Raw genomic sequence first — 23,107 nt, 5'->3', positions numbered from 1 at the left:
GATGGCAGCCGGCCGGGCCGCCATCGGCACGATGCGCTTTAGCCGAGCAGCACCTTGGCGTGGTGCGCGAGGTGGTCCTCGATAAAGGTCGAGATGAAGTAATACCCATGGTCGTACCCGGCATGACGGCGCAGCGTCAGCGGCTGACCCGCGGCGCGGCAGGCCGCCTCGAACACGTCCGGATACAACTGCTCGGCAAGGAACTGGTCGGCGAGCCCCTGATCGACCAGAATGCCCTCCGCGAACTTGCGCGACGCGCACGCCACGAGCTCGCTCGCGTCGTATTCCTTCCACGTAGCGCGGTCTTCGCCGAGATAGCCGCTGAACGCTTTTTCGCCCCACGGGCAACGCGTGGGCGCGGCAATCGGCGCGAATGCCGACACCGAGCGGTAAATCTCCGGATTGCGCAGCGCCAGCATCAACGCGCCGTGCCCGCCCATTGAATGCCCGAAGATGCCAAGCCGCGAACCGTCCACGGGCAACTCGTTCACGACCGTTTCGCGCAGCTCGTCGCGCACGTACGAGTACATGCGGTAGTGCCGCGCCCACGGCTCCTGCGTGGCGTCGACGTAAAAGCCCGCGCCCACGCCGAAGTCCCATGCCGCGCTCTCGCCCGGCACGCCCGCGCCGCGCGGGCTGGTGTCGGGCGCGACGAGCGCCACGCCGTGTTGCGCGGCGAAGCGCTGCGCGCCCGCCTTGATCGCGAAGGTCTCCTCGGTGCAGGTGAGCCCCGCGAGATAGAACAGCGCCGGCACCTTCGCGCTTGCCTGCAAGGCTTGCGGCGGCAGGTACACCGAAAAGCGCATCGGCAGGCCGATGGTGGACGACTCGTGCCGGTAGAAACGCTGCTCGCCGCCATGACAGGCGTGCGACGACAATAGCTCAAGCATCGTCTTGCTCCTTGTTGGGCCGTTAGGCGCTTTGAGCGCGCCGCGTCAGTACAGCACGACCGAGCGGATCGACTCGCCCTTCTTCATCAGATCGAAACCTTCGTTGATGCGCTCGAGCGGCAGACGGTGGGTGATCAGATCGTCGATGTTGATCTTGCCTTCCATGTACCAGTCGACGATCTTCGGCACGTCCGTGCGCCCGCGCGCGCCGCCGAATGCTGAGCCCTTCCACTCGCGGCCGGTCACGAGCTGGAACGGACGCGTGCTGATCTCCTCGCCTGCTGCCGCAACGCCGATGATGAACGACTGCCCCCAGCCCTTATGCGTGCATTCGAGCGCCTGACGCATCAGCTTCACGTTGCCGACGCATTCGAACGAGTAGTCCGCGCCGCCGTCGGTCAACTGCACGATGTGATCGACCACATTCTCCACTTCGTTCGGGTTGATGAAGTGCGTCATGCCGAACTTCTTTGCCAGTTCGACGCGGCCCGGATTGATGTCCACGCCGATAATCTTGTCCGCGCCGACCATCTTCGCGCCTTGAATGACGTTCAGGCCGATGCCGCCGAGCCCGAACACGACGACGTTCGCGCCCGCTTCGACCTTCGCCGAATACACGACCGCGCCGACGCCCGTGGTCACGCCGCAGCCGATGTAGCAGATCTTGTCGAACGGCGCGTCTTCACGCACCTTCGCGACCGCGATTTCGGGCACGACGATGTAGTTCGAAAACGTGGAGGTGCCCATGTAATGAAAGAGCGGCTTGCCGTCGAGCGAGAAGCGCGAGGTCGCGTCCGGCATGAGGCCACGGCCTTGCGTTGCGCGAATCGCCTGACACAGGTTCGTCTTGCGCGACAGACAGAACTTGCACTGACGGCATTCCGGCGTGTAGAGCGGAATGACGTGGTCGCCCTTTTTCAGCGTGCCGACACCCGGCCCCGTGTCCACGATCACGCCCGCGCCTTCATGGCCGAGAATGGCCGGGAAAATGCCTTCCGGGTCCGCACCCGAGAGCGTGTAGTAGTCGGTGTGGCAGATGCCCGTCGCTTTCACTTCGATCAGGACTTCGCCGGCGCGCGGGCCTTCGAGGTCGACTTCCTCGATGGTCAACGGTGCGCCGGCCTTCCATGCGATTGCTGCTTTGGTCTTCATCGTGAATGCTCCTGTGAGTCGAAGATGCGTTGAACGCCGCGCCGTGCCGGCTCGCATTGCACTGCGACAGCGGCACGGCGCGCGAATAATCGGGATCAAGCTGTGGGCAAAGCCTGTGCTGCGCGAGCTACAGGCTAACCCATGACAGGCGTCATGGTATTGCAAAGTGCGTCACGGCCTTGTCAGCGCGTGACATTGCCGCCCTGGCGGTCGACTGTTGCGGCGCTGTCGAACCAGGGTTCGACGCGTGCATACAGGTCGAGAAAGCGCGCGTAGCGTCCGGCGAGCTCGCCATCGCCCCGCGGGCTCGCCACCAGCGTCGCGCCTGGCGCGAGTGCGGCGAGATCGTGCACATGCCAGTGACCGCTTGCGATGCCGCCGAGAATCGCCGCGCCACGCGGCGCCGCGTTCGGGCAATCCACTGCATGAAGCTCGGCGTTCAGCGCGTCGGCGAGCAACTGCCGCCAGCGTGCATCGACGGAACCGCCTCCTGCCAGCTTCAAGGCCGTCACCGTTGCGCCGCTCGCACGAATTGCATCGAGCCCCGCGCGCAGCGAAAAAGCGACGCCCTCGAATGCCGCGCGCATCATCGCGCCGCGCGTGTGGTCGAGCGCGAGCCCGAGCCAGCCGCCGCGCGCCGACGGATTGAGCCACGGCGTGCGCTCGCCGCTCAGGTAGGGCAAGAAGGTCAGCGGTGCGGCTGTGGGCCGGCTTGCGGTCGGGGTTGCGGTCGGGCTTGCTGGCCCGCTTGCTGCCGTGGCCGCAACTGCGGCTATGTTCACATGCTTATCCGTGTCGAGCGGCGTAGCGAAGCTCGCGCCCGCGCCGAACGCATCGTCATACGCGGCCGCCCACTCATACGACAGCCACCCGCGCGCGCGCTCCAGTGCAATGCCGACGTTCTGCATCGCAGCCATCCGATACCAGTGATCGCTCGCCGCCCGATAGCGATGCAAGCCCCTGACAGCCGCGGGCTCGTGCTCGGCGATCACGACGATCTGGCCGCCGGTGCCGGTGGTGAGAAGCGCGTCGCCGTCGTTTGCAAGGCCGCTGCCGAGTGCGGCGCACGGCGTATCCGCAGCGCCGGTTGCGAGCACGATGCCTGCACGCAGACCCAGCGCCTGCGCCGCGTCGCCGGACAGCACGCCCGCGGCCGCATACGCCGGTCCCACGGGCGCGAACCACTCGCGGGCCACGCCTAGCCGCTCGAGCAGCGCCGCGTTCCATGTGCCGTCCGGGTCGGCGAGCGCGGTCGCGCAGGCGTCGGAAGGATCGGTGGCAACGGCGCCGCCGAGCGCGACGCGCAGCCAGTCTTTCGGCTGCAGCGCCCAGCGTGTGCGACGCGCGGACTCTGGCTCGTGTTGCACGATCCAGCGCAGCAACGGACCCGCCATGCCGGGCGCAACCGGGTTCGGTTGCGGTTCGGGCCAAGCGTCGAGCAGATCGAGCGCGCGCGTGTCGGGCCACAGCATCGCGGGCCGCACCGCCCTGCCCGCTTCGTCGATCAGCACGACGCCATGCATCTGCCCGGAAAAGCCGATCGCCTTCACTTCGCGACGCAACGCTTCGGGCAAGCGCGCCGCAGCTTCGGTGAGCGCGCGCCACCATGTGTCGACCGAGGTTTCGGCCCAGCCGGCATGCGGCGTCTCGAGCGCATAAGCGACGCTCGCGACCGCCTGCTCGTGGCCGTGTTGATCGATGATCGCGACTTTCAGGGAACCCGTGCCGAGGTCGATGCCGAGAAAACTCATGAGCGATAAGGGGGATCGGTTAGAGCGCGGAAAACTAGCACGAAGCACCGGCAGAAAGCACCGGCAGAAAGCACCGGCACGAAGAAGAATAGACACGACCAACCGTGCCGAAGATACGGCGAGCGCGTATTTTCGCGCCCCGTGTGCGCTCTGCAAAGCCATACGGCCGGGAGCCGGCCAGGCCGCGGATCGCGGGTTAACCCCGCCCCGCGGAGCTGCGCTGGAAAACACGACTATGCGCGAGGCCGGATACGTCGCATCCATTCTCACATATATTGCTGCGGCTCGGGCACGCGGTGCGGCCGTCGGCGCGGCGCAGCCGCACAGGGCTGCCCGCCGTTCGCGCCTCGGCCTGCGTCGATTTGGCGCTTGCGCAAAGAGCTACCCATATCGTCACCGGGAATGCCGGAATAGGCGCCAGCGGGCTTGTTGCGCTTTTTCGTCCCCGATACCTTGGAGTCCATCCCAAAACTCGATGGTGGAGAGAGACGTTATGCAAGCGAACACGGTTCACCCGTGCGACGAGCGGCTGCCCGCGGGCCAGTTGCTTACCCTCGGCATTCAGCACGTGCTGGTGATGTACGCCGGCGCCGTTGCCGTGCCGCTGATCGTCGGCGCGGCGCTCAAGCTGCCGAAAGACCAGATCGCATTTCTGATCAGCGCCGATCTGTTTTCCTGCGGCATCGCCACCCTGATCCAGACGCTCGGCCTGTGCATCTTCGGCATCCGTCTGCCGGTCATCATGGGCTGCACGTTCGCGGCGGTCGGTCCGATGGTCGCCATCGGCACGAATCCTTCGCTCGGCATTCTCGACATTTTCGGCTCGACCATCGCCGCGGGCGTCATCGGCATTCTGCTCGCGCCGGCCGTCGGCAAACTGCTGCGCTTCTTCCCGCCCGTCGTGATCGGCGTGGTGATCTCGGTGATCGGCTTGTCGCTGATGGGCGTCGGCATCAACTGGGCCGCCGGCGGCGTGGGCAATCCCGACTACGGCAATCCGGTCTACCTGGGCTTGTCGCTGATCGTGTTGATGCTGATTCTGCTCATCAACAAGTTCGCCAAAGGTTTTCTCGCCAACATTTCGGTGCTGCTCGGCATTGTCGCGGGTTTTGTGATCGCGCTCGCGCTTGGGCGCGTCGACATGGACGGCGTCACGCATGCGCCGTGGGTCGGCATTGTGATGCCGTTTCACTTCGGCCTGCCGCACTTCGATCCGCTTTCCATTGCCACCATGGTCACCGTGATGTTCGTCACGTTCATCGAATCGACGGGCATGTTCCTCGCGGTCGGCGATATGGTGGACCGGCCGGTCGATCAGAAAACGCTGGTGCGCGGTCTGCGCGTGGACGGTTTGGGCACGCTGATCGGCGGCATCTTCAACTCGTTTCCGCATACGTCGTTTTCGCAGAACGTCGGCCTCATTGGCGTGACGGGCGTGAAGAGCCGGTTTGTGTGCGCCATGGGCGGCGTGATTCTCGTGCTGCTCGGCCTCTTTCCGAAGATGGCGCAGGTCGTCGCCTCCGTGCCGGCCTTCGTGCTCGGCGGCGCGGGCATTGTGATGTTCGGCATGGTGGCCGCCAACGGCATCAAGGTGCTGTCGAAAGTGGACTTCGTGAAAAATCACCACAACCTCTTTATCGTCGCTGTGAGTATCGGGCTGGGGCTCGTGCCGGTGGTATCGCCGCACTTTTTTGCGAGGCTGCCTGCCGCGCTGTCGCCGCTATTGCACAGCGGGATTCTGCTGGCTTCGGTGTCCGCGGTGGTGCTGAATCTGATTTTCAACGGCGTCAAAAGCGAGAAAAAGGCGCGGTGCGAAATCCGCAAGGCAGGCCATGATTTCGACGGTCGCGCCGCTCAGGAACCGAAGCGCGACGAGATGCTGCGTGCAGCGGATCTGCACTGAGGTTTTTGTCGGAAGGCGGGTGACGGCGAGGCGCCGCAGGCCATCCGAAGCTTGCGAGTCAGGCTACTGTTGGCCGCTGTTGGCCGCTGTTGGCTCTTGTTAGCTGCAGGTCGCCGCAAAGAAAAACGCCACGGCATGCCGTGGCGTTTTTGTTGCCTACGTGTCGACCAACCTACGCGTCGACTATCGCGACGCTCAACCCGCGGTAGCGGCCGACGCCGCCGCCGGCGCGCTTGCCGCGCCGTAGTCGACGGGAGCATCGGCCGGACGCGGCTGGTCGCCGCTATGCTCGATCCAGCCGCCGCCGAGCGCCTGGTACAGCGTCACCAGGTTTTGCAAACGCTCCATGCGCGCGGTGATCAGCGACTGCTGCGACGAGTACAGATCGGTCTGGGCGGTCAGCACCGACAGGTAGCTGTCGACGCCATTCGTATAACGCAGGTTCGACAGATCGAGCCGGCGCTGCTGCGCGAACGTATTGCGCTCGAGCGACTGGATCTGCTGATCGTACGTGCCGCGCGCGGCCAGCGCGTCCGCCACTTCGCGGAAGGCCGTCTGGATCGCCTTTTCATACGTGGCGATCTGGGCGTTCTTCTGGATGTTGGCGAGGTCGAGGTTGGCCTTGTTCTGGCCGCCTTCGAAAATCGGCAGTGTGATGGACGGCGCGAAGCTCCAGGCGGCCGATCCCGGCTTGAACAGTCCGCCGAGCGTCGGACTCAGCGTGCCGAAGCTGCCCGTGAGCGAAACCTTCGGGAAGAACGCCGCACGCGCCGCGCCGATATTCGCGTTGGCCGCCAGCAGATTCTCTTCGGCCTCCATGATGTCGGGACGCCGCGTCAGCAGATCGGACGGCAAGCCCGCCGGAATATCCGTGAGGAGGTTCTGGTCGCTCAACGTGAGCCCCGGCGGCAGATCGGCGGGCAAGGGCTCGCCAAGCAGCAGCACGAGCGCGTTCTCGGCCTGAGCGCGCAGGCGCGCCTGCGACTGCAGGTTCGCGCCCGCTTGCTCAACCACGGTCTGCGCCTGGCGCAGATCGAGTTCGGAACCCGTGCCGTTGTCGAACTGCAGCTTCGTAATGCGATACGACTCCTCGGCCGTCTTCAGCGTGTTTTGCGTGACTTTCAGCAGATCGTCGAGTTCGAGCACCGTCAGATACTGATTCGCGACCTGCGAAACCAGCGCGATTTCAGCCGCCTTGCGTGCCTGAGCCGTGGCCAGATACTGCGCCAACGCCTGGTCCTTCAGGCTTTGAATGCGCCCGAAAAAGTCGATTTCCCACGAAGCATTCAGCCCGACCGAATACGAATTGGAAATCGTATTGCCGAACACCGACAGGTCTTTGGGCGTGCGCGATTTGCTTTGCGAAGCCGCGGCGTCGAGCGTCGGCAGCAGACCCGCGCGAACGATGCGGAACTGCGCCTGCGACGCCTGCATGTTCAGCACGGACACGCGCAGATCGCGGTTGTTCTTCAGCGCGATTTCGATCAACCGCTGCATGCGCGGATCGACGAAGAAGTCGCGCCAGCCGATATCCGCCGCGGCCTGACCGTTGGCGCTGCGCGCCCCGGCCCCGCCCGGCTGCGTCGCGCCCGGCTGCGTTGCATACACGCCCCCGGTCGGGAACGTGCTCGATACCGGCGGGGCGGGGCGCTCGTACTTCGGCGCCATCGTGCAACCGGCGGCGAAGAGCGCGACCGCTACTGCAATCAAAGAGTGTTTTTGCATCTCAATGTCCGTCCTTGCCCGAGCCATTGCTGTCCGGATCATGCGGATGGTGCTGGTTGTAGTGTGCAAGCGCCTCATCCGGGTCTTCCTTTTCGCCGCCGAACTTCGCGCGGATCACGACGAAGAACATCGGGATCATGAAGATCGCGAGGAACGTGGCCGTCAACATGCCGCCGATCACGCCCGTGCCGATTGCATGCTGGCTCGCCGAGCCGGCGCCGTTGCTGATCGCGAGCGGCATCACGCCGAGAATGAACGCGAGCGAGGTCATCAGGATCGGGCGCAACCGCAGACGCGCCGCTTCCAGCGCGGCCTCGATCGGCCCCATGCCTTCACCCTGCTGCAACTCGCGCGCGAACTCCACGATCAGAATCGCGTTTTTCGCCGACAAGCCCACCGTGGTCAGAAGACCGACTTGGAAGAACACGTCGTTTTCGAGCCCGCGCAGCGTCGCGGCCAACAGTGCGCCGATCACGCCGAGCGGCACGACCATGATCACCGAGAACGGAATCGACCAGCTTTCATACAGCGCCGCGAGACACAGGAACACGACGAGGATCGAGATGCCGTACAGGATCGGCGCCTGCGAACCCGACTGACGCTCCTGCAGCGACAGACCCGTCCACTCGTAGCCGATACCCGCGGGCAGCTTCGCCACGAGCGCTTCCATGGCCGACATCGCCTGCCCCGTCGACTTGCCCGGCGCAGCCGCGCCCTGAATTTCCACCGCCGAAATACCGTTGTAGCGCTCGAGCTTCGGCGACCCGTAGGTCCACTCCCCGCTTGCGAACGACGTGAACGGCACCATGCCTCCGGCCGTGTTGCGCACGTACCAGGCGCTCAGGTCTTCAGGCTTCATGCGGAACGGTGCATCGCCCTGCAGGTAGACCTTCTTGATCCGGCCGTCGGTATCGAGGAAGTTGTTCACGTACTGCGACGCCCATGCAATCGAGAACGTCTGGTCGATTGCAGAGAGCGACACACCGAGCGCGGACGCCTTCTCGTGGTCGATATTGATCTTGAACTGCGGCGTGTCGTTCAGGCCGTTCGGACGCACCTGCGCGAGCGTCGGATCTTTCGCGGCCATGCCGAGCAGCATGTTGCGCGCTTCCATCAGCTTTTCGTGGCCCACACCCGCGCGGTCCTGCAGCTCGAAGTCGAAACCCGCAGCCGTACCGAGTTCCGGAATGGACGGCGGATTCACCGGATACACCAGCGCGCCCTTATAGCTGCCGAAGTGCATGAAAAGACGGCCCACCAGCGCCTGCACCTTTTCGTCCGCGTGCTGACGCTGCGCGTAGTCCTTCATCCGCACGAACACCAGACCGGCGTTCTGACCGCGGCCCGCGAAGCTGAAGCCGTTCACCGTGAAGGTGGATTCGACAATCGCCTTTTCGCTGTTGAGCAGGTAGTCGGACACGTCCTTCAGCGCGCGCGCCGTGGTTTCCTGCGTCGAGCCCGACGGCGTTTGCACCAGCACGAACATCGTGCCCTGGTCTTCGTCCGGCAGGAACGACTTCGGCAGGCGTACGAACAGCAGACCCACCGCGACGATCACCACCATATAGATGATGAGCCAGCGGCCCGAGCGCTTGATCACGTGGTGCACGCCCGAGTGGTACTTGTCGCGGCTCTTGTTGAAGGTGCGGTTGAACCAGCCGAAGAAGCCCTTCTTCTCTTCGTGATGACCTTGCGGAATCGGCTTGAGGATCGTCGCGCACAAGGCCGGCGTCAGAATCAACGCGACCAGCACGGACAGCACCATCGCCGCCACGATGGTCAGCGAGAACTGCCGGTAAATGGCGCCGACCGAACCGCCCGAGAACGCCACCGGCACGAACACCGCCGACAGCACGAGCGCCACGCCGACGAGCGCGCCGGTAATCTGGTCCATTGCCTTGCGGGTAGCTTCGCGAGGCGATAAGCCCTCCTCCGCCATCACCCGCTCGACGTTTTCCACCACCACGATCGCGTCGTCCACCAGCAGGCCGATTGCCAGCACGAGGCCGAACATGGACAGCGTATTGATGGAGAAGCCCACCACGCTCATGATCGCGAACGTGCCCAGCAGCACCACCGGCACGGCGATCGTCGGGATCAGCGTGGCCCGCAGGTTCTGCAGGAACAGGTACATGACAAGGAACACCAGCACGATGCCTTCGAGCAGCGTCTTGACCACTTCCTCGATCGACAGACGCACGAACGGCGTGGTGTCGTACGGATACTTCACGACCAGACCGTGCGGGAAGTACTTCGACAGTTCGTCGATCTTCGCGCGCACGGCCTTTGCGGTAGCCAGCGCGTTTGCACCGGTGGCGAGCTGGATACCGAAGCCGGCAGTCGGCTGACCGTTGTACTTGGTGTCGAAGTTGTAGTTCTCGCCGCCCAGTTCGATGCGCGCCACGTCCTTGATGCGAACCTGCGAGCCGTCCTGGTTCACCTTCAGCAGCACGTTGCCGAACTGCTCCGGGGTATTGAGCAGCGTGGCTTCCGTGATGGTCGCCTGCAACACCTGCCCCGGCACCGACGGCGTGCCGCCGAGCGAGCCGCCCGCGACCTGCACGTTCTGCGCCTGCAACGCGGTTTCCACGTCCACCGGCGTGAGGCCGAAGTTGGTGAGCTTGTTCGCGTCGAGCCAGATGCGCATCGCGTACTGCGAGCCGAACAGCGTGACCGTGCCCACGCCGTCGATACGGCTCACCGGGTCCTGCACGTTGGACGCCACGTAGTTGGCGAGGTCGTACTTGTTCATGCTGCCGTCTTCGGACACGAACGCCATGACCAGCAGGAAGCTGCTGCTCGACTTCGTGACCTTGGTGCCCAACTGCTGCACGGCTTGCGGCAACAACGGCGTGGCGAGCTGCAGCTTGTTCTGCACCTGCACCTGCGCAATGTCAGGATTGGTGCCGGCCGCGAACGTCAGCGTGATGGTTGCCGTACCCGAGTCGTCCGAAGTGGACGACAGATACAGCAAGTGGTCGAGACCACTCATCTGCTGCTCAATCACCTGCGTGACGGTGTTTTCCACCGTCTTCGCCGAAGCGCCGGGATAGGTTGCGCTGATCTGCACAGCCGGCGGCGCGATGGTCGGGTATTGAGCGATCGGCAAGGTGAATACCGACGCGATACCCGCGAGCATCAGGATGATGGCGATCACCCATGCAAAAATCGGGCGATCAATAAAGAACTTTGCCATGTGGCGGGCTCCCTGTTATTACGCGCCCGATGCAGCGGAGGCAGGTTGAGCCGTCTGCGCACTGCCGCTGGCGGCCGGCGCGCCCTGAGCGGCTGCGCCGGAGGCAGGCGAGTTGGGAAGTTGCGCGGCGACGGTCTTGACCTGCATGCCCGGGCGCGCCTTGTCGGTGCCCTGCACGATCACACGGTCGCCGGGCTTCAGGCCGCTTTCGACCACCCAATTCGAACCGTAGGTGCCCGAAGTGACGAGCTGACGCAACGCAACCTTGTTGTCGTCGCCGACGACGAGCGCGGTAGGCTGTCCCTTCTGGTCATGCGTGATGCCGACTTGCGGCACGACCAGTGCGTTCTCGTTCACCCCTTCCTCGATCTTCGCGCGCACGAACATGCCCGGCAGCAGCACCTTGTCCTTGTTCTGGAAGATGGCGCGCACCGTGACCGAACCGGTGCCCTGGTCGACCGTCACGTCGGTGAACTGCAGCTTGCCCTTTTCCGAGTACGTGCGGCCGTCTTCGAGAATCAGCGAAACCTTCGCGGCGTCGGGGCCGTTGGTCTTCAGGCGGCCTTCCTGCATTTCGCGGCGCAGCTTCAGACCGTCGAGGCTCGACTGCGTGAGGTCTACATAGACCGGGTCGAGCTGCTGCACGGTGGCAAGCAGGGTCGCGGCGCTGGCCTGCACGTAGGCGCCCGGCGTGACTTGCGACACGCCGATCTGACCGGTAACCGGCGAGGTGACGTCGGTGTAGCCGAGGTTGATCTGCGCGGTCTCGACCGCTGCCTTACCCGCGGCGACGTCGGCGGCGGCCTGACCTTGCGCGGCCACCGCGTTGTCGTAGTCCTGCTTGCTGACCGCATTGGCAGCGACCAGCACCTTGAACCGGTTGGCCTGCGCCGTGGTGGACGCGAGGTTCGCCTGCGCCTTCGCGAGCGTGGCCTTCGCATTGTTGAGCGCGGCGATGTACGGCGCCGGATCGATCTTGTACAGACGCTGCCCCGCCTTGACCTGAGCGCCTTCGGTGAACTCGCGGCGCAGCACGATGCCGTCGACCCGCGCGCGCACCTGCGCGACGAGGAACGCACTGGTGCGGCCCGGCAGTTCGGTGACGACAGGTACGGTAGTCGGCTGGAGAGTGACGACGCCGACTTCAGGCGTCTGTTGCGGCGGGGCAGATTGTTTTGGTCCGCATGCTGCCAGCAATACGGCAGCCGTCGCGGCACTGATTAAGCGGAATGGAACCCGTTCGACGCGCATGGAGCGACCTCTGTCTATGACTGAGAATGAAAAAGTGCGCGCATCCCTACCCCGGGGACGACGGCGCACACAGGCGTCTTGCGACGCTTGACCGGGGAGCCCGTGGATTCGTACCGAAGCTGCGAGGCACCGAGGGCGAAATGCGCCAACCGGGAAATGCCGCACGGCGCCGCCCGTTCGGGCACGGCGCGAAAAGCTTGCGAAAGGCAACAGTGACGGATATTAACCGGTCGTCACGGCTTGGGCTATCCGATCGTGGGGTGCTATTATATATACATTCACGAACGAATGTAAAAGTACGTTACTTCTCTTGCTGCGGGACCGTTAGCAAGAAAGCCGCCATGAAACCCTTCGCGGCGACCGGATTGTCATCTGGCGTACTTAAAAGCGCTCGGGAAAACCCCATAATCAGGGCAGGTCACAGCAATATGGTCCGAAGAACCAAGGAAGAGGCGCTGGAGACGCGCAACAGCATTCTCGACGCGGCAGAAAAAGTGTTTTTTGAAAAAGGCGTGTCGCGCACCTCGCTCGCCGACATCGCGCAGGCGGCCGGCGTTACGCGCGGTGCGATTTACTGGCATTTCGCCCACAAGAGCGATCTGTTTACAGAGATGTTCGACCGCGTGCTGCTGCCGCTCGACGAACTCAAGGCTGCCTCGCTGGACCCGAACGAGCCCGATCCGCTGGGGCGTCTAATGGAAGTCTGCACCGTGTGTCTGCGCGACACCTTGAACAACCCGCGCCGCCGCCGCGTGTTCGACATTCTGTTTCTGAAGTGCGAGCTGGTTGAGGAAATGGGACCGGTGCTGGTGCGCTATCAAACCAATATGCGCGAAGCCCTCACCAAGATTGAAGCCGCCATGCGCAATGCGATCTCGAAGGGCCAGTTGCCCGCCGATCTCGACACCAGGCTCGCCGCGGCCATGGTGCATGCTTTTGTTGGCGGGTCGCTGCGCGACATGCTGTTTCTGCCCGATGCAACGGACTACGCCGCGCTCGGCGAGCGCATGGTCCAAGGCATGTTCGACACGCTCAAGTTGAGCCCGATGCTGCGCAAGTAACGCGCATCAGGCAGTCTTGCGGATGCGCCTGACAAGCCGCATCCTTCACCCTCGCCTCACCGGTTTCTGCTGCGCGCCTTCTGATTCGACGCATAAATGTTGCCGCGCTCGAGCGGGGCGCCGTTTGCAAGCGCGGCAAGCCATTCGTCGGTGCTTGCCACGGCCGCGAAGCGCGATTGCAGCACCACGCAAAACACCCTGTGGATGTCCTCCGCGCTCGCAAAGCCCGCGCTGTTTTCATACGGCACGGAGCCGGTCGCATCGTGCAGAAACTCGACGGCAAGCCCGGCATGGACGGCGTGATTGATCGTCGACGCGTCGCAGTTGTGCGTCATGTAGCCAACCACGGTCAGTGTGTCGATGCTGCGCGCGGCCAGCCACTCGCCCAGATCGGTGCCGGTGAAAGCGCTAGGCAGCGACTTTTCGACGTAGTGATCCCGCTCGCGCGAAGCCACCACCGGGTGCAGTTCCGCGCGTTCACTGCCGCGAGCAAAAAGCGGCGAGCTGGCGGGCGCGAAGTTCTGCACGACAACGACCGGCACGCCCGCGGCGCGCGCCGCATCCATTGCGCGGCCAATATTGGCAAGGGAGGTCTCGACCTGCGGATATTCGATCGGCAGATCGCCGCTCACGTATTCGTTCTGCACGTCGATGACGACTAGCGCACGGCGCGGGGTGCTCATGGCAACACTCCTATGGAAGCTGATGGGATTCGCGCCGCGGCCTCGCCGGTTCGAAGACACGCTTCGAAGCCAGGAGAAAGAGCGGCGATGACGCATTGTGGTTTGTGCTCGGGCCGCACGACAGCGGCCCGTTTGACAATCTTCGCTAGAATCGGGCCATTGAGGTTTCCTGGTGCAGCGCCGCTTCGAAAGATGACCGACTGATGCCCGTATCTACCGTATCTACCGTATCCACAGCTCCCACCGCTGCTGCAACGCACGCCGCGCAGCCTTCGCACGCCGTCGCGGTAATCGCCTTCGACCGTATCAGCCCTTTCCACCTGTCCGTGCCGTGCGTGGTATTCGGCGAGGACCGCAGCGGCGGCGGCGTCCCGCATTTCGACTTTCGAGTGTGCGCGGCAGAAGCGGGTCCGCTCACCACGACAGCGGGCTTTTCGATCGCCGTCACGCACGGTCTCGAAGCATTAGGCGACGCACACACGATCATCGTGCCGAGCTGGCGCGATCCCGACGAGCCGCCACCCGCTGCCTTACTCGACGCGCTGCGCGCGGCTCATGCGCGCGGCGCGCAACTCGTCGGCCTGTGCCTCGGTGCATTCGTGCTGGCCGCCGCCGGCATTCTCGACGACCGCCCCGCCTCGACGCACTGGGCGTGGGCCGACGACTTCGCGCGCCGCTACCCGCGCGTAAAACTTGACCGCGACGTGCTGTATGTGGACGACGGCAATGTGCTGACATCGGCGGGCACGGCGGCGGGACTCGATTGCTGCCTGCACGTGCTGCGCAAGATGTGCGGCGCCGAAGTGGCGAATTTCGTCGCGCGCCGGCTGGTGGTCTCGCCGCATCGGCAAGGCGGGCAGGCGCAGTACATTCAGCAGCCGGTGCCGCAGAACCTCCGCGAAGATCGGCTTGCCGGGCTGCTCGACTGGGTGCTGGGCAATCTCGACGCTCCGCACACGCTCGACAGCCTCGCGGCGCGCGCGCTGATGAGCCGCCGCACCTTCACGCGACGTTTCCGGCTCGCGACCGGCACAACGGTGGGAGCATGGCTACTCGCCCAGCGGCTCGGGCGCGCGCAGCAGCTGCTCGAGAGTACGGACGAGTCGGTGGAGGCGATTGCGGGCATTGCCGGATTCGGGTCGGCGGCTTCGTTACGCCAGCATTTTTCCGAGGCGTTTCGCACGTCGCCCTCGGCGTGGCGCAGGGAGTTCCGCGGGGGATGACGAGCGCAATGCCGGTAGGTGACGCGCAGGCGCCGCGAAGTTGCCGCGAGCGGGGGATGAAGGCGAGAGCGTGAAGGCGACCGCGGGTCGGCCGTCGCAGAACTGGGTCGCGTTAAAAGGAAGTGCCGCAAGCGCAGGCCGCGTCAGCAAATGCGGCCCTCAGCACGCCACCCCAGCGACGCAATTTCGTAGCCCACCACCGCGATTTCGTAGTCGCGCTGACGCGACAGTCAACCTTCGGGCCGGCCGACAACCGCGCCCGCCATCCGCTCAGCGCTCGCTGATCCAGCGCGCGACATACAACAGCAGCGCGACCAGAAAAATCATCGCCGCCCACGCCCAGTAGGGCACCGCATGCGGAGTAGGCTCGGGGTGTGGGACGCCGTGCGAGACGCTCGCCGTCCCGCCAGACGCGCCGCTATGTTCGGTGCGCGTGCGTCGCGCAATGCCGCCCAGCGTGATGGGCCGCAGGAATACATGCTGTCGGCGCGCCGCTGAACCGCGCGCGCGATTCGGCCCCTGGCCGTGCTTTGCGCGCACGACCGCACTGAATTCGGCGAAAAAATCGTCCGCCAGTTGGCGAAGCGCGTTTTCGAGCTGGCGCGGGGACAGTTGCGCGAGCGGTCCGGACGACGTCGCCCAGATCGTGTAGTCGATCCGCGTGCTGCGCTCTCTGCCGCCCGCCGCGCCTTCTTCCGGACGCAGGCGCACTTCGATCTGGCCGCGCAGCGAGCCGACAGCTTCGGCGCGCGCCTTGAAGTTGATGGTGCGGCGCTCGGCATCGGCCGGGCCCGAATCCTGGCCGGCGACATGCGCGCGGGCCTCGTAACGTGCGCGCAGCGGCCCGAGCGGAACCGTCAGCGTGAGGGCGTATTCACCGTGCGAAAGGCGTGTGAACGACTCGCAATTGTCGAGGCTGGCGCGCAACAGCGCGAGGTCTTGCAACGCGTCCCATACATCGGACGGCGCAAGTGGAATCCGTAACGCGTCGTTCAGTTCCATCCCAGCCTCCCGGTGAACGCGCGACATCGAATCAGGACGTTTGATCGATGCGGTCGACGCGCGATGAGTAGAACGCCAGATAGCCCTTGATTTTTGCCACGGACTCGAACGGCGTCTCGTAGCTCCATACCGCGTTTTCGATCAGGCCGTCTTCGGTCAGCAGGTGGAAGTACGACGCGTCGCCTTTGAAAGGGCAGTGCGTGCTGTGCGTCGAACGTTCCAGGCGCGCCATGTTCACGTCTTCCCGCGGAAAGTAGAAAACGTCGGGCAGACCGGTTTCGCTGAGGGTCAGCGCCGCGTGCGTGTCGGCCATCGTGACGCCGCCGTGGATCACCCGCACGCGGTGATCGTTGCCGCTGATCGCAATGGTGTGCCCGCCAGCGGATTTCGCAGGGCTTGCGTGAGGTGTCAAGGCATCGTCCATGTCTCGGCTCCGTGAAGGTGTGCGCTCGTGCAAACGGCAAAGCCACGGGGTAGACCCGTGGCTTCATTATCGGCCAAAGTTCCGGCGCTTGCGCGGCATCCATGCCGATGCGCGGGCGACTTCGGGTTTACTGGGTGTTCCAGTAGAACGCCGCTTTGGCCGAGCCCTTCGCCGGCACCGTCAGGGCCTTGGACTGATCGCGATCCTTGTATGACGCATGCACCGTGTAGCGGCCCGGCCGCAGCTTCACGAGCATGTAGGGTCCGCGTGAGGTGGTGTTCAGTACCTCGCCGTTGTGTGCGTCGACAATGCGCACGTGGACGTCCGCCAGATAGTCCGAGCCGGGTCCCGTGAAGCGCAGTGACAGCGGCCACTGGCTCTGCGCCTGCTGCAGCGCCTTGGATTCGTCGAGACCGACGCCGCCCGAGACGAACGAGACGTCGCCTTGCTGCTGGATTTGCGGCAGGCCTCCACCGTTGACGTTGCCAGCGCTCGTCTGGTCAGTGGTGGTGCCGCCGGTGACTTCGCTCGCCTGCTGCGCGTACGCGCCGCCCACCAGACCGAGAGTGAGCGCCACGCTGGCCGCGGCGGCTACGATCTTTCGCTGAGTGCGTTCGTTTTTCATCGGTTTGCTCCTTATTGACATCTTTAGCCCGTCGCTCGTTCAAACGACGGGACCCAGAATCGACGCAACCTGCGTGCCACCTGGCTGTGCACCGGCCCTGCACGGGCCTTCCACCGGCCTGGCAACGTCCGCGAGGCGCGCCACCTGCCGCAAGGCGCCTGCCCTGCGATGTCCATCGGAAAAGAAAAATGCCGGTCTGCCTGCAGTAAGTGCAAACAGACCGGCAAGCCTTACTTCATCCGATTGGTTGAAGCGCTGTGCAACTCGCGCCAGGGTCAGCCGAGATCCACCGGCACGAAAATCTGCGAGTTATCGCGCTGGATCAGCAATGCGATGCTGTTGCCCGCGCCCGCGACCATTTGCTTTAACTGGTCGACGCTCGTGACCGGCCGGCCGTTCACCGCAAGAATCACGTCGCCCGGCTGAATGCCCGCGCTTTCCGCGGCGCCGCCCGACTGCTGCACAAGCAGACCGTGCGAGATCGAAGCGCTGCTCTTTTCTTCCGGTGTCAGCGGACGCACCGCCACGCCGAGACGCCCTTGCAGTTGCGTCGGCTGATCGGTCTTGTCAGAGGCGAGCTTGGTGTCGGACAACGAGCCGATCGTCACCTTCAGGTCCTTCGTGCCCTTGTCGCGCCACACCTGCACGGTTGCCGCGCTGCCAGGCGCGAGACCCGCGATCTGCGAGGGCAGCGCCGAAGAGTCGGTCACCGGCTCGCCGTTCACGGAGAGAATCACGTCGCCGGGCTGCAGGCCGGCCTTGGCCGCCGGGCCGTCCGGGTCGACGGAGCTGACGAGCGCGCCTTGCGGCTTCTGCATTCCGAACGAGTTCGCGAGAGTCTGGTTCATGCCCTGCACTGCGACGCCGAGCCGCCCGCGGCGCACGTGGCCCGTCTTGACGATGTCGTCCTTGACCTTGATTGCCTCATTGATCGGGATTGCGAACGAAAGGCCCTGGAAGCCGCCGGTCTGCGAATAGATCATCGAGTTGATGCCGATCACCTCGCCTTGCAGATTGAAGAGCGGCCCGCCCGAGTTGCCCGGGTTCACCGGCACGTCCGTCTGAATGAACGGCGTGTAGTTTTCGTTCGGCAGCGAACGCGACTTCGCGCTGATGATGCCGGAGGTCACCGTATTGTCGAAGCCGTAGGGCGAACCGATCGCGACCACCCACTGCCCCACCTTGCTCTGACGCGGATCGCCGATCTTCACGACGGGCAGGTTGCTCGCGTCGATTTTCAGCACGGCCACGTCGGACTGCTTGTCGGCGCCGACCACTTTGGCCTTGAATTCGCGCTTGTCGGTGAGCTTGACGGTCACGACGTTCGCGCCGTCCACCACGTGCGCGTTGGTCAGAATATAGCCGTCGCTGCTGACGATGAAGCCTGAGCCGAGGCTCGCGCTCGGCTGATCGGGAACGTCGCCGCCATCGCCGCCTTGCATGCCTGGCATACCGCCGAAGAAGTGCTTGTAGAACTGGTAGAACGGATCGCTCGGGTCGATCGGCAACTGATTGCCGCCCATGCCGCCATTGCCGCGCAGCGCCGCGCGCTTCACGACATGCTTCGCGCTGATGTTGACGACGGCCGGCCCATACGTCTCTACAAGGCCGGAGAAGTCGGGAATGCCGGTTTTGGCAGCGGCTTCGGCGGGCATCATCGCGGCTTGGGCCGGCGAGATCACCTGCGGCGCCGGCAAGTCGCGATGGCCCGCCACATAGCCGGCGGAAAGCGCTACGGCGACAGCGGCTGCAACAGCGCTGCGGGACAAGGTTTTCGCGTTCATCGTGTGCTCCTGACTGGAGAAATAAACTTGGATGTCAGGAAGCGTAAGGGGCATCGCTTAAAAGAGTCTTAAGCAGCGACAGATCGCGAATCGAAGCGTTTAGCCCTTGTTTCAGGCACTTTTCTTTCGAAAGGAAACTGAAACGTTCGCACTCAGAAGCGCACGGTGACTTTGAGCCCGCCGGCCGACGATTCGTCGAGCGACACTGTCGCATGATGCTGGGTTGCAATGCGCCGCACAATGGCAAGGCCGAGGCCGCTGCCCGCCACGTCCGTGCGCACGCGATTTTCGCCGGCACCCGCGCGGTAGAAGCGGTCGAACACGCGGTCGCGCTCAGCGGGCTCGATGCCAGGTCCGCTGTCGGCGATACGCACCACGGGATGCCCGTCTTCGACGTGCAGGCTCACGTCGACGCATCCGCCGCGCGGCGTGTACTTGGTTGCGTTGTCAACGAGGTTGTTGAACATCACGCGCAACGATTCCGGATCGCCGATCACGGTCGCCGCCTCGTTCGCCTCGATGCCGAGATCGACGCCGCGATTTTGCGCGAGCGGCGCATAGGCGAGCACGCAGTCCGAGAGCAACGCGCGCAGGTCGACGGCATCGGTCACGGCAAGGCCGTCGGGCTCGGAGCGCGCGAGCGCGAGCAGTTGCTCGGCGAGGCGCGTGGCGCGCGTCACGCCGGTTTGCAGATCCGCGAGCGCTTCGTCGCGCGCGGCGTCGTCTTTCGCGCGCGCGACCAGTTGCGCCTGAATCTGCACGGCCGCGAGCGGCGTGCGCAGTTCGTGCGCCGCGTCAGCGACAAACGCCTTCTGGATGTCGAGCGCCGTAGCAAGCCGCTGCAACAGCCCGTTCAGCGCACGCACGAGCGGCTGCACCTCGAGCGGCAGACGCTGGTCGGGCAATGGATCGAGCGCCTCCGGATGGCGCGTGTCGAGCGCACTCGTCACGCGCCGCAAAGGCCGCAGCCCGCGTCCGATCACCACCCACACCGCGAGCCCGAGCACCGGCAGGAGCACGATCAACGGCCACAGCGTGCGCAAGGCGACGTCGGCGGCGAGCCGGTTGCGCACCGAAAGCGGCTGCGCCAGCTGCACGACGTTATCACCGACAATCGCGCCGTACACGCGCCACTCGCCGCGTTCCGTGCGCTCGGTCGAGAACCCCAGTTCGGCGCGCGGCGCGAGCGGCGCGCGCGGCCGCGAGTAGTACATGAGCACGCCGTTGCGATTCCAGATTTGCAGCACGATGCCTTCGTCGCCCGTATCGCGCGAACCCAGCACCTGCGAGAACGGTTCGGACGGCAACGCCGCCGCGATCTGTTCCAACTGGTAATCGAACAGCTCGTTCGCCTCGGCAAGCGCCTGGCGATAGATCAGCCAGCCCGCAAAGCCGACGCCAAGCAGCACGAGCGCAAGCAGCCACACCAGCAATTGACGGCGGATGGATCGCATCGGCTCAGGCTTCCTTCGCGATCATGTAGCCGAGCCCACGCACATTGCGGATGAGATCCGCGCCGAGCTTCTTGCGTAGCGCGTGTATGTAGACTTCGACGGTGTTGCTGCCGATCTCCTCGCCCCAGCCGTACATTTTTTCTTCGAGCTGGCTCTTCGAGAGCACCGCGCCCGGCCGCGCGAGGAGCGCCTCCAGCAGCGCGAACTCGCGCGCAGACAGAGCCACCGGCGCGCCCTCGAGCGTCACCTGATGCGACGCTGGGTCGAGCGTCAGATTGCCGTGGCGGATCGTCGAATCGCTGCGGCCGGACTGGCGGCGGATCAGAGCCCGCATGCGCGCGCCGAGTTCGTCGAGATCGAACGGCTTGACGAGGTAATCGTCCGCACCGGCGTCGAGGCCCTTCACGCGGTCGGCCACTGCGTCGCGCGCCGTGACGATCAGCACCGGCAGCGCGTGGCCGCGGGCGCGCAGCGCGCGCAACACGTCCAGGCCGTCGCGTTTGGGTAGTCCAAGGTCGAGCAGCACCAGATCGTACGGTTGGCTCGTCGCCGCGCTGAGCGCCGCTTCGCCGTCTTCCACCCAGTCGACCGCGAAGCCTTCACCGCGCAGCGCCTTGCGCACGCCTTCCGCGATCATCCGGTCGTCTTCGACTAGCAAGATGCGCATGGTCACGTTTCCTTACATTCGATGATGCCGCATTCTAGCGCCCGCCCCGGCCTGTGCGCCGGACGACGTTGCCGCGTGACGTTGCCGCGTGAGGCCGCAGTGTGAACCTATGAGCCGTGTGGCGCTTTTATCACCGCGGGCCGGCGGCATGTCACTACAATGGGCGCTTTGCGTCGCGCGGCGCTTCGGCTGTCCGAGCGCGGCTATGGACGCGAGCGTGAGGCCCTGCGGGGTGATTCGCTTGCTGAGCCGGATTGCGCTCGGGCACGGGCGCGAACGGCCAGCGCCGCGCTTTGCTAGCTCTCCGTATTCGCTGCGTTTGCCGTATTTGCCGCGTTCGCTGCGCTTGCCGCCCGTCCCGCATTTGCTACATTTGCCGCGGCGAAGCGCACAGCAGATTTACGAATGGGCCTCGCCGACAGTTGCTGTGCGGCCTGTTCACGCTTTGTTTTGACCCAATTTGAATTGCCGCGTGCCCCACGCCCCGATATTTTGCTCTCTCGCCCGTTCATGACGCACGCTTTCCTGTCTTCTGTCGCACGCCATCTTCGTCACGCGGCGCTGCATTTACGCGCAACCTCTGCTTTCACCGCTGTCACCGCTTCCCCGACCGCCCCCTGCGTTCCCCCCATGTCGCCGCGCGGCAGCGCGTCTCGTACGAGCGCGCGGCTCGTCGTGTGCGCCGCGCTAGCCGGCGCGGCATGCCTGCCGGTTGCGGCCGACGCGCGCGTCAAGGCCACGCATCCGGGCATAAACGTCAGCACCGTGTTGCCGCAGTCGGTGATGGTCGGCTTGCAGCGCGCGCGCGTGCCCTTGTCGTCGGTCAGCGTGGTCGTCGAGAAAGTCGGCGACCGCACGCCGATCGTCGCATTGAACGCGGGCAAGCCGATGATGCCCGCGTCGACGATGAAACTCGTCACCACCTACGCCGGCCTGTCGATTCTCGGCCCCGACTACCGGTGGCGCACCAGCGCCTATGCAGACGGCACGCTCGACGCCAACGGCGTGCTGCACGGCAATCTCTACATTCAGGGCACGGGCGATCCGAAGCTCGTGCCGGAGGAACTGATCGACCTCGTGCAGAAGATTCACAAGGCGGGAATTCGCGGCATAGACGGCGCGCTCGTGCTCGACAAGCGCTACTTCGATGTGTCCACGCGCGACCTGCCCGCCTTCGACGACGACACCAGCGCGCCGTACAACGTCGGTCCCGACCCGCTGCTGTACGCGTTCAAATCGCTGTCGTTCACGCTGACGCCGTCGCCGGACGGCACCGTCGCCATCGACGTGCTGCCCGCGCTCGCGCAGTTGCAAATCGACAATCAGATGCGCGCGGTCAACGGCCCGTGCCGCGGGGAAGCGGCTTCGGTCTCGCCCGCCGTCACACCGACGCCGAACGGCACGGTCGTCGCGTCGTTTGCCGGCGACTACCCAGTGCGCTGCGGCCCGCGCACCGTCAACGTCGCGGTGCTCGATCATTCGGCGTTCTTCGCGGGCGGCTTTCTCGCGCTGTGGCAGCAGACCGGCGGCACCTTCAGCGGGGCCACGCGCGAAGGCGCGGTGCCGGTCGGCGCGAAACTGGTGGCCACGCATCAGGGGCCGCTGCTGTCGGACATCGTTCGCGACATCAACAAGTTCAGCAACAACACGATGGCGCGCAACCTGTTCCTGACGATCGGCGCGGTCGAGGAAAAGCCACCCGCCACGCCCGCCAAATCCGCGCGCGCAATCGAGGCGTTCCTGCGCCGCGACAGCGTCGAGATGCAATATCTGTCGCTCGACAACGGCTCGGGGCTCTCGCGCGACGAGCATCTCACCGCGCTCTCGCTCGCCGATCTCCTGCAACGGGCCAACGCGAGCCCGGTCGCTCAGGTGTTCGTGCAGTCGCTGCCGATTGCGGGCGTCGACGGCACCATGCGCAACCGTCTCACCAATCAGGGCGCGGGCGGCAATGCGCAGATCAAGACCGGCACGCTGCGCGACGTGCGGGCGATTGCAGGGTACGTGGCATCGGCTGACGGCAACAGCTATGTCGTGGTGAGCTTCATCAACGATCCGCACTCCGAAGCTGCGCGCGCCGCGCACGACGCGCTGCTCGAATGGGTCTACCAAGGACCGACCACGGGCTTTACCACTGTCTCAGCGCCGGCCGCCGAAAAGGCAAGCGCTGCACCGCGCGCGAAGCCCAGGAAAAACCCGCGCAAGCGCGACGCCCATTGAGGATTCCTTCTAACGAAGGCCGCGCGCGGCACGCGCTTAACCGTGTACGCTGTCGGGCAGTGTGCGAGCCGCGCGGCGCGCTCGAGCCATAACAAC

At 65.0% G+C, this 23,107-nt stretch carries 17 protein-coding genes; 4 read left to right on the top strand and 13 right to left on the bottom strand.

The window, feature by feature from the left end; translation table 11 throughout:
- Nucleotides 1-38: 38 nt before the first annotated feature.
- The 3 genes from fghA to JNB89_RS06740 form a co-directional block, all read right to left on the bottom strand.
- Nucleotides 39-890, bottom strand: a complete 852-nt coding sequence (gene fghA / locus JNB89_RS06750) for an S-formylglutathione hydrolase (protein ID WP_220361723.1) — start codon at nt 888-890, stop codon at nt 39-41.
- A 45-nt stretch (nt 891-935) separates the two neighbouring features.
- Nucleotides 936-2,042, bottom strand: a complete 1,107-nt coding sequence (locus tag JNB89_RS06745; RefSeq protein ID WP_013340370.1) for an S-(hydroxymethyl)glutathione dehydrogenase/class III alcohol dehydrogenase — start codon at nt 2,040-2,042, stop codon at nt 936-938.
- A gap of 182 nt (nt 2,043-2,224) precedes the next feature.
- Nucleotides 2,225-3,793 (bottom strand): xylulokinase, encoded by a 1,569-nt coding sequence (locus JNB89_RS06740; RefSeq protein ID WP_220361722.1) that lies wholly within the window; start codon nt 3,791-3,793, stop codon nt 2,225-2,227.
- A gap of 493 nt (nt 3,794-4,286) precedes the next feature.
- Between JNB89_RS06740 and JNB89_RS06735 the strand changes: the two genes are divergently transcribed.
- Entirely contained in the window at nt 4,287-5,696 is a 1,410-nt protein-coding gene (locus JNB89_RS06735; protein WP_220361721.1) for a nucleobase:cation symporter-2 family protein, read from the top strand.
- A gap of 195 nt (nt 5,697-5,891) precedes the next feature.
- Here the strand turns inward: JNB89_RS06735 and JNB89_RS06730 are convergent, their stop codons facing one another.
- From JNB89_RS06730 to JNB89_RS06720, 3 genes are read right to left on the bottom strand one after another with little or no spacing between them, the layout of a single operon-like run.
- Complete coding sequence (locus JNB89_RS06730; RefSeq protein WP_135892978.1) at nt 5,892-7,421, bottom strand: efflux transporter outer membrane subunit; 1,530 nt, start codon at nt 7,419-7,421, stop codon at nt 5,892-5,894.
- Nucleotide 7,422: 1 nt separating this feature from the next.
- Nucleotides 7,423-10,617 (bottom strand): efflux RND transporter permease subunit, encoded by a 3,195-nt coding sequence (locus JNB89_RS06725; RefSeq protein WP_013340375.1) that lies wholly within the window; start codon nt 10,615-10,617, stop codon nt 7,423-7,425.
- Between the two features lie 18 nt (nt 10,618-10,635).
- On the bottom strand, nt 10,636-11,868 hold the full coding sequence (locus JNB89_RS06720; RefSeq protein WP_013340376.1) for an efflux RND transporter periplasmic adaptor subunit: 1,233 nt from the start codon (nt 11,866-11,868) through the stop codon (nt 10,636-10,638).
- 428 nt (nt 11,869-12,296) lie between these two features.
- On the opposite strand from JNB89_RS06720, the gene JNB89_RS06715 reads away from it, so the two are divergent.
- The gene (locus tag JNB89_RS06715) at nt 12,297-12,929 is read left to right on the top strand and encodes a TetR family transcriptional regulator (RefSeq protein WP_013340377.1); all 633 of its coding nucleotides are present in this window, start codon (nt 12,297-12,299) and stop codon (nt 12,927-12,929) included.
- Between the two features lie 56 nt (nt 12,930-12,985).
- On the opposite strand, the gene JNB89_RS06710 is transcribed toward JNB89_RS06715, so the two are convergent.
- A complete protein-coding gene (locus JNB89_RS06710; protein ID WP_220361720.1) occupies nt 12,986-13,612 on the bottom strand; it encodes a cysteine hydrolase family protein in 627 nt (208 codons plus the stop codon).
- 203 nt (nt 13,613-13,815) lie between these two features.
- Between JNB89_RS06710 and JNB89_RS06705 the strand changes: the two genes are divergently transcribed.
- Complete coding sequence (locus JNB89_RS06705) at nt 13,816-14,835, top strand: helix-turn-helix domain-containing protein (protein WP_220361719.1); 1,020 nt, start codon at nt 13,816-13,818, stop codon at nt 14,833-14,835.
- A gap of 270 nt (nt 14,836-15,105) precedes the next feature.
- On the opposite strand, the gene JNB89_RS06700 is transcribed toward JNB89_RS06705, so the two are convergent.
- The 6 genes from JNB89_RS06700 to JNB89_RS06675 form a co-directional block, all read right to left on the bottom strand.
- Nucleotides 15,106-15,837 (bottom strand): CoxG family protein, encoded by a 732-nt coding sequence (locus JNB89_RS06700; protein ID WP_220361718.1) that lies wholly within the window; start codon nt 15,835-15,837, stop codon nt 15,106-15,108.
- Between the two features lie 31 nt (nt 15,838-15,868).
- Nucleotides 15,869-16,261: a DUF427 domain-containing protein gene (locus tag JNB89_RS06695; protein WP_013340381.1), complete on the bottom strand. Its 393-nt coding sequence runs from the start codon at nt 16,259-16,261 to the stop codon at nt 15,869-15,871.
- A 127-nt stretch (nt 16,262-16,388) separates the two neighbouring features.
- On the bottom strand, nt 16,389-16,886 hold the full coding sequence (locus JNB89_RS06690; RefSeq protein ID WP_013340382.1) for a hypothetical protein: 498 nt from the start codon (nt 16,884-16,886) through the stop codon (nt 16,389-16,391).
- 275 nt (nt 16,887-17,161) lie between these two features.
- Nucleotides 17,162-18,670, bottom strand: a complete 1,509-nt coding sequence (locus tag JNB89_RS06685) for a DegQ family serine endoprotease (protein WP_220361717.1) — start codon at nt 18,668-18,670, stop codon at nt 17,162-17,164.
- A gap of 152 nt (nt 18,671-18,822) precedes the next feature.
- On the bottom strand, nt 18,823-20,124 hold the full coding sequence (locus JNB89_RS06680) for an ATP-binding protein (protein WP_220361716.1): 1,302 nt from the start codon (nt 20,122-20,124) through the stop codon (nt 18,823-18,825).
- A 4-nt stretch (nt 20,125-20,128) separates the two neighbouring features.
- A complete protein-coding gene (locus JNB89_RS06675; RefSeq protein WP_013340385.1) occupies nt 20,129-20,791 on the bottom strand; it encodes a response regulator in 663 nt (220 codons plus the stop codon).
- 510 nt (nt 20,792-21,301) lie between these two features.
- On the opposite strand from JNB89_RS06675, the gene dacB reads away from it, so the two are divergent.
- On the top strand, nt 21,302-23,011 hold the full coding sequence (dacB, locus tag JNB89_RS06670) for a D-alanyl-D-alanine carboxypeptidase/D-alanyl-D-alanine endopeptidase (RefSeq protein ID WP_220361715.1): 1,710 nt from the start codon (nt 21,302-21,304) through the stop codon (nt 23,009-23,011).
- The last annotated feature ends 96 nt before the right edge of the window (nt 23,012-23,107 follow it).

Origin of the sequence: Paraburkholderia phenoliruptrix (assembly GCF_019511605.1) — a bacterium.
Taxonomy (GTDB): Bacteria; Pseudomonadota; Gammaproteobacteria; order Burkholderiales; family Burkholderiaceae; genus Paraburkholderia; species Paraburkholderia phenoliruptrix_A.
The sequence above is the reverse complement of the archived record's forward strand: the minus strand, read 5'-3'. Positions and strand labels throughout refer to the sequence as shown.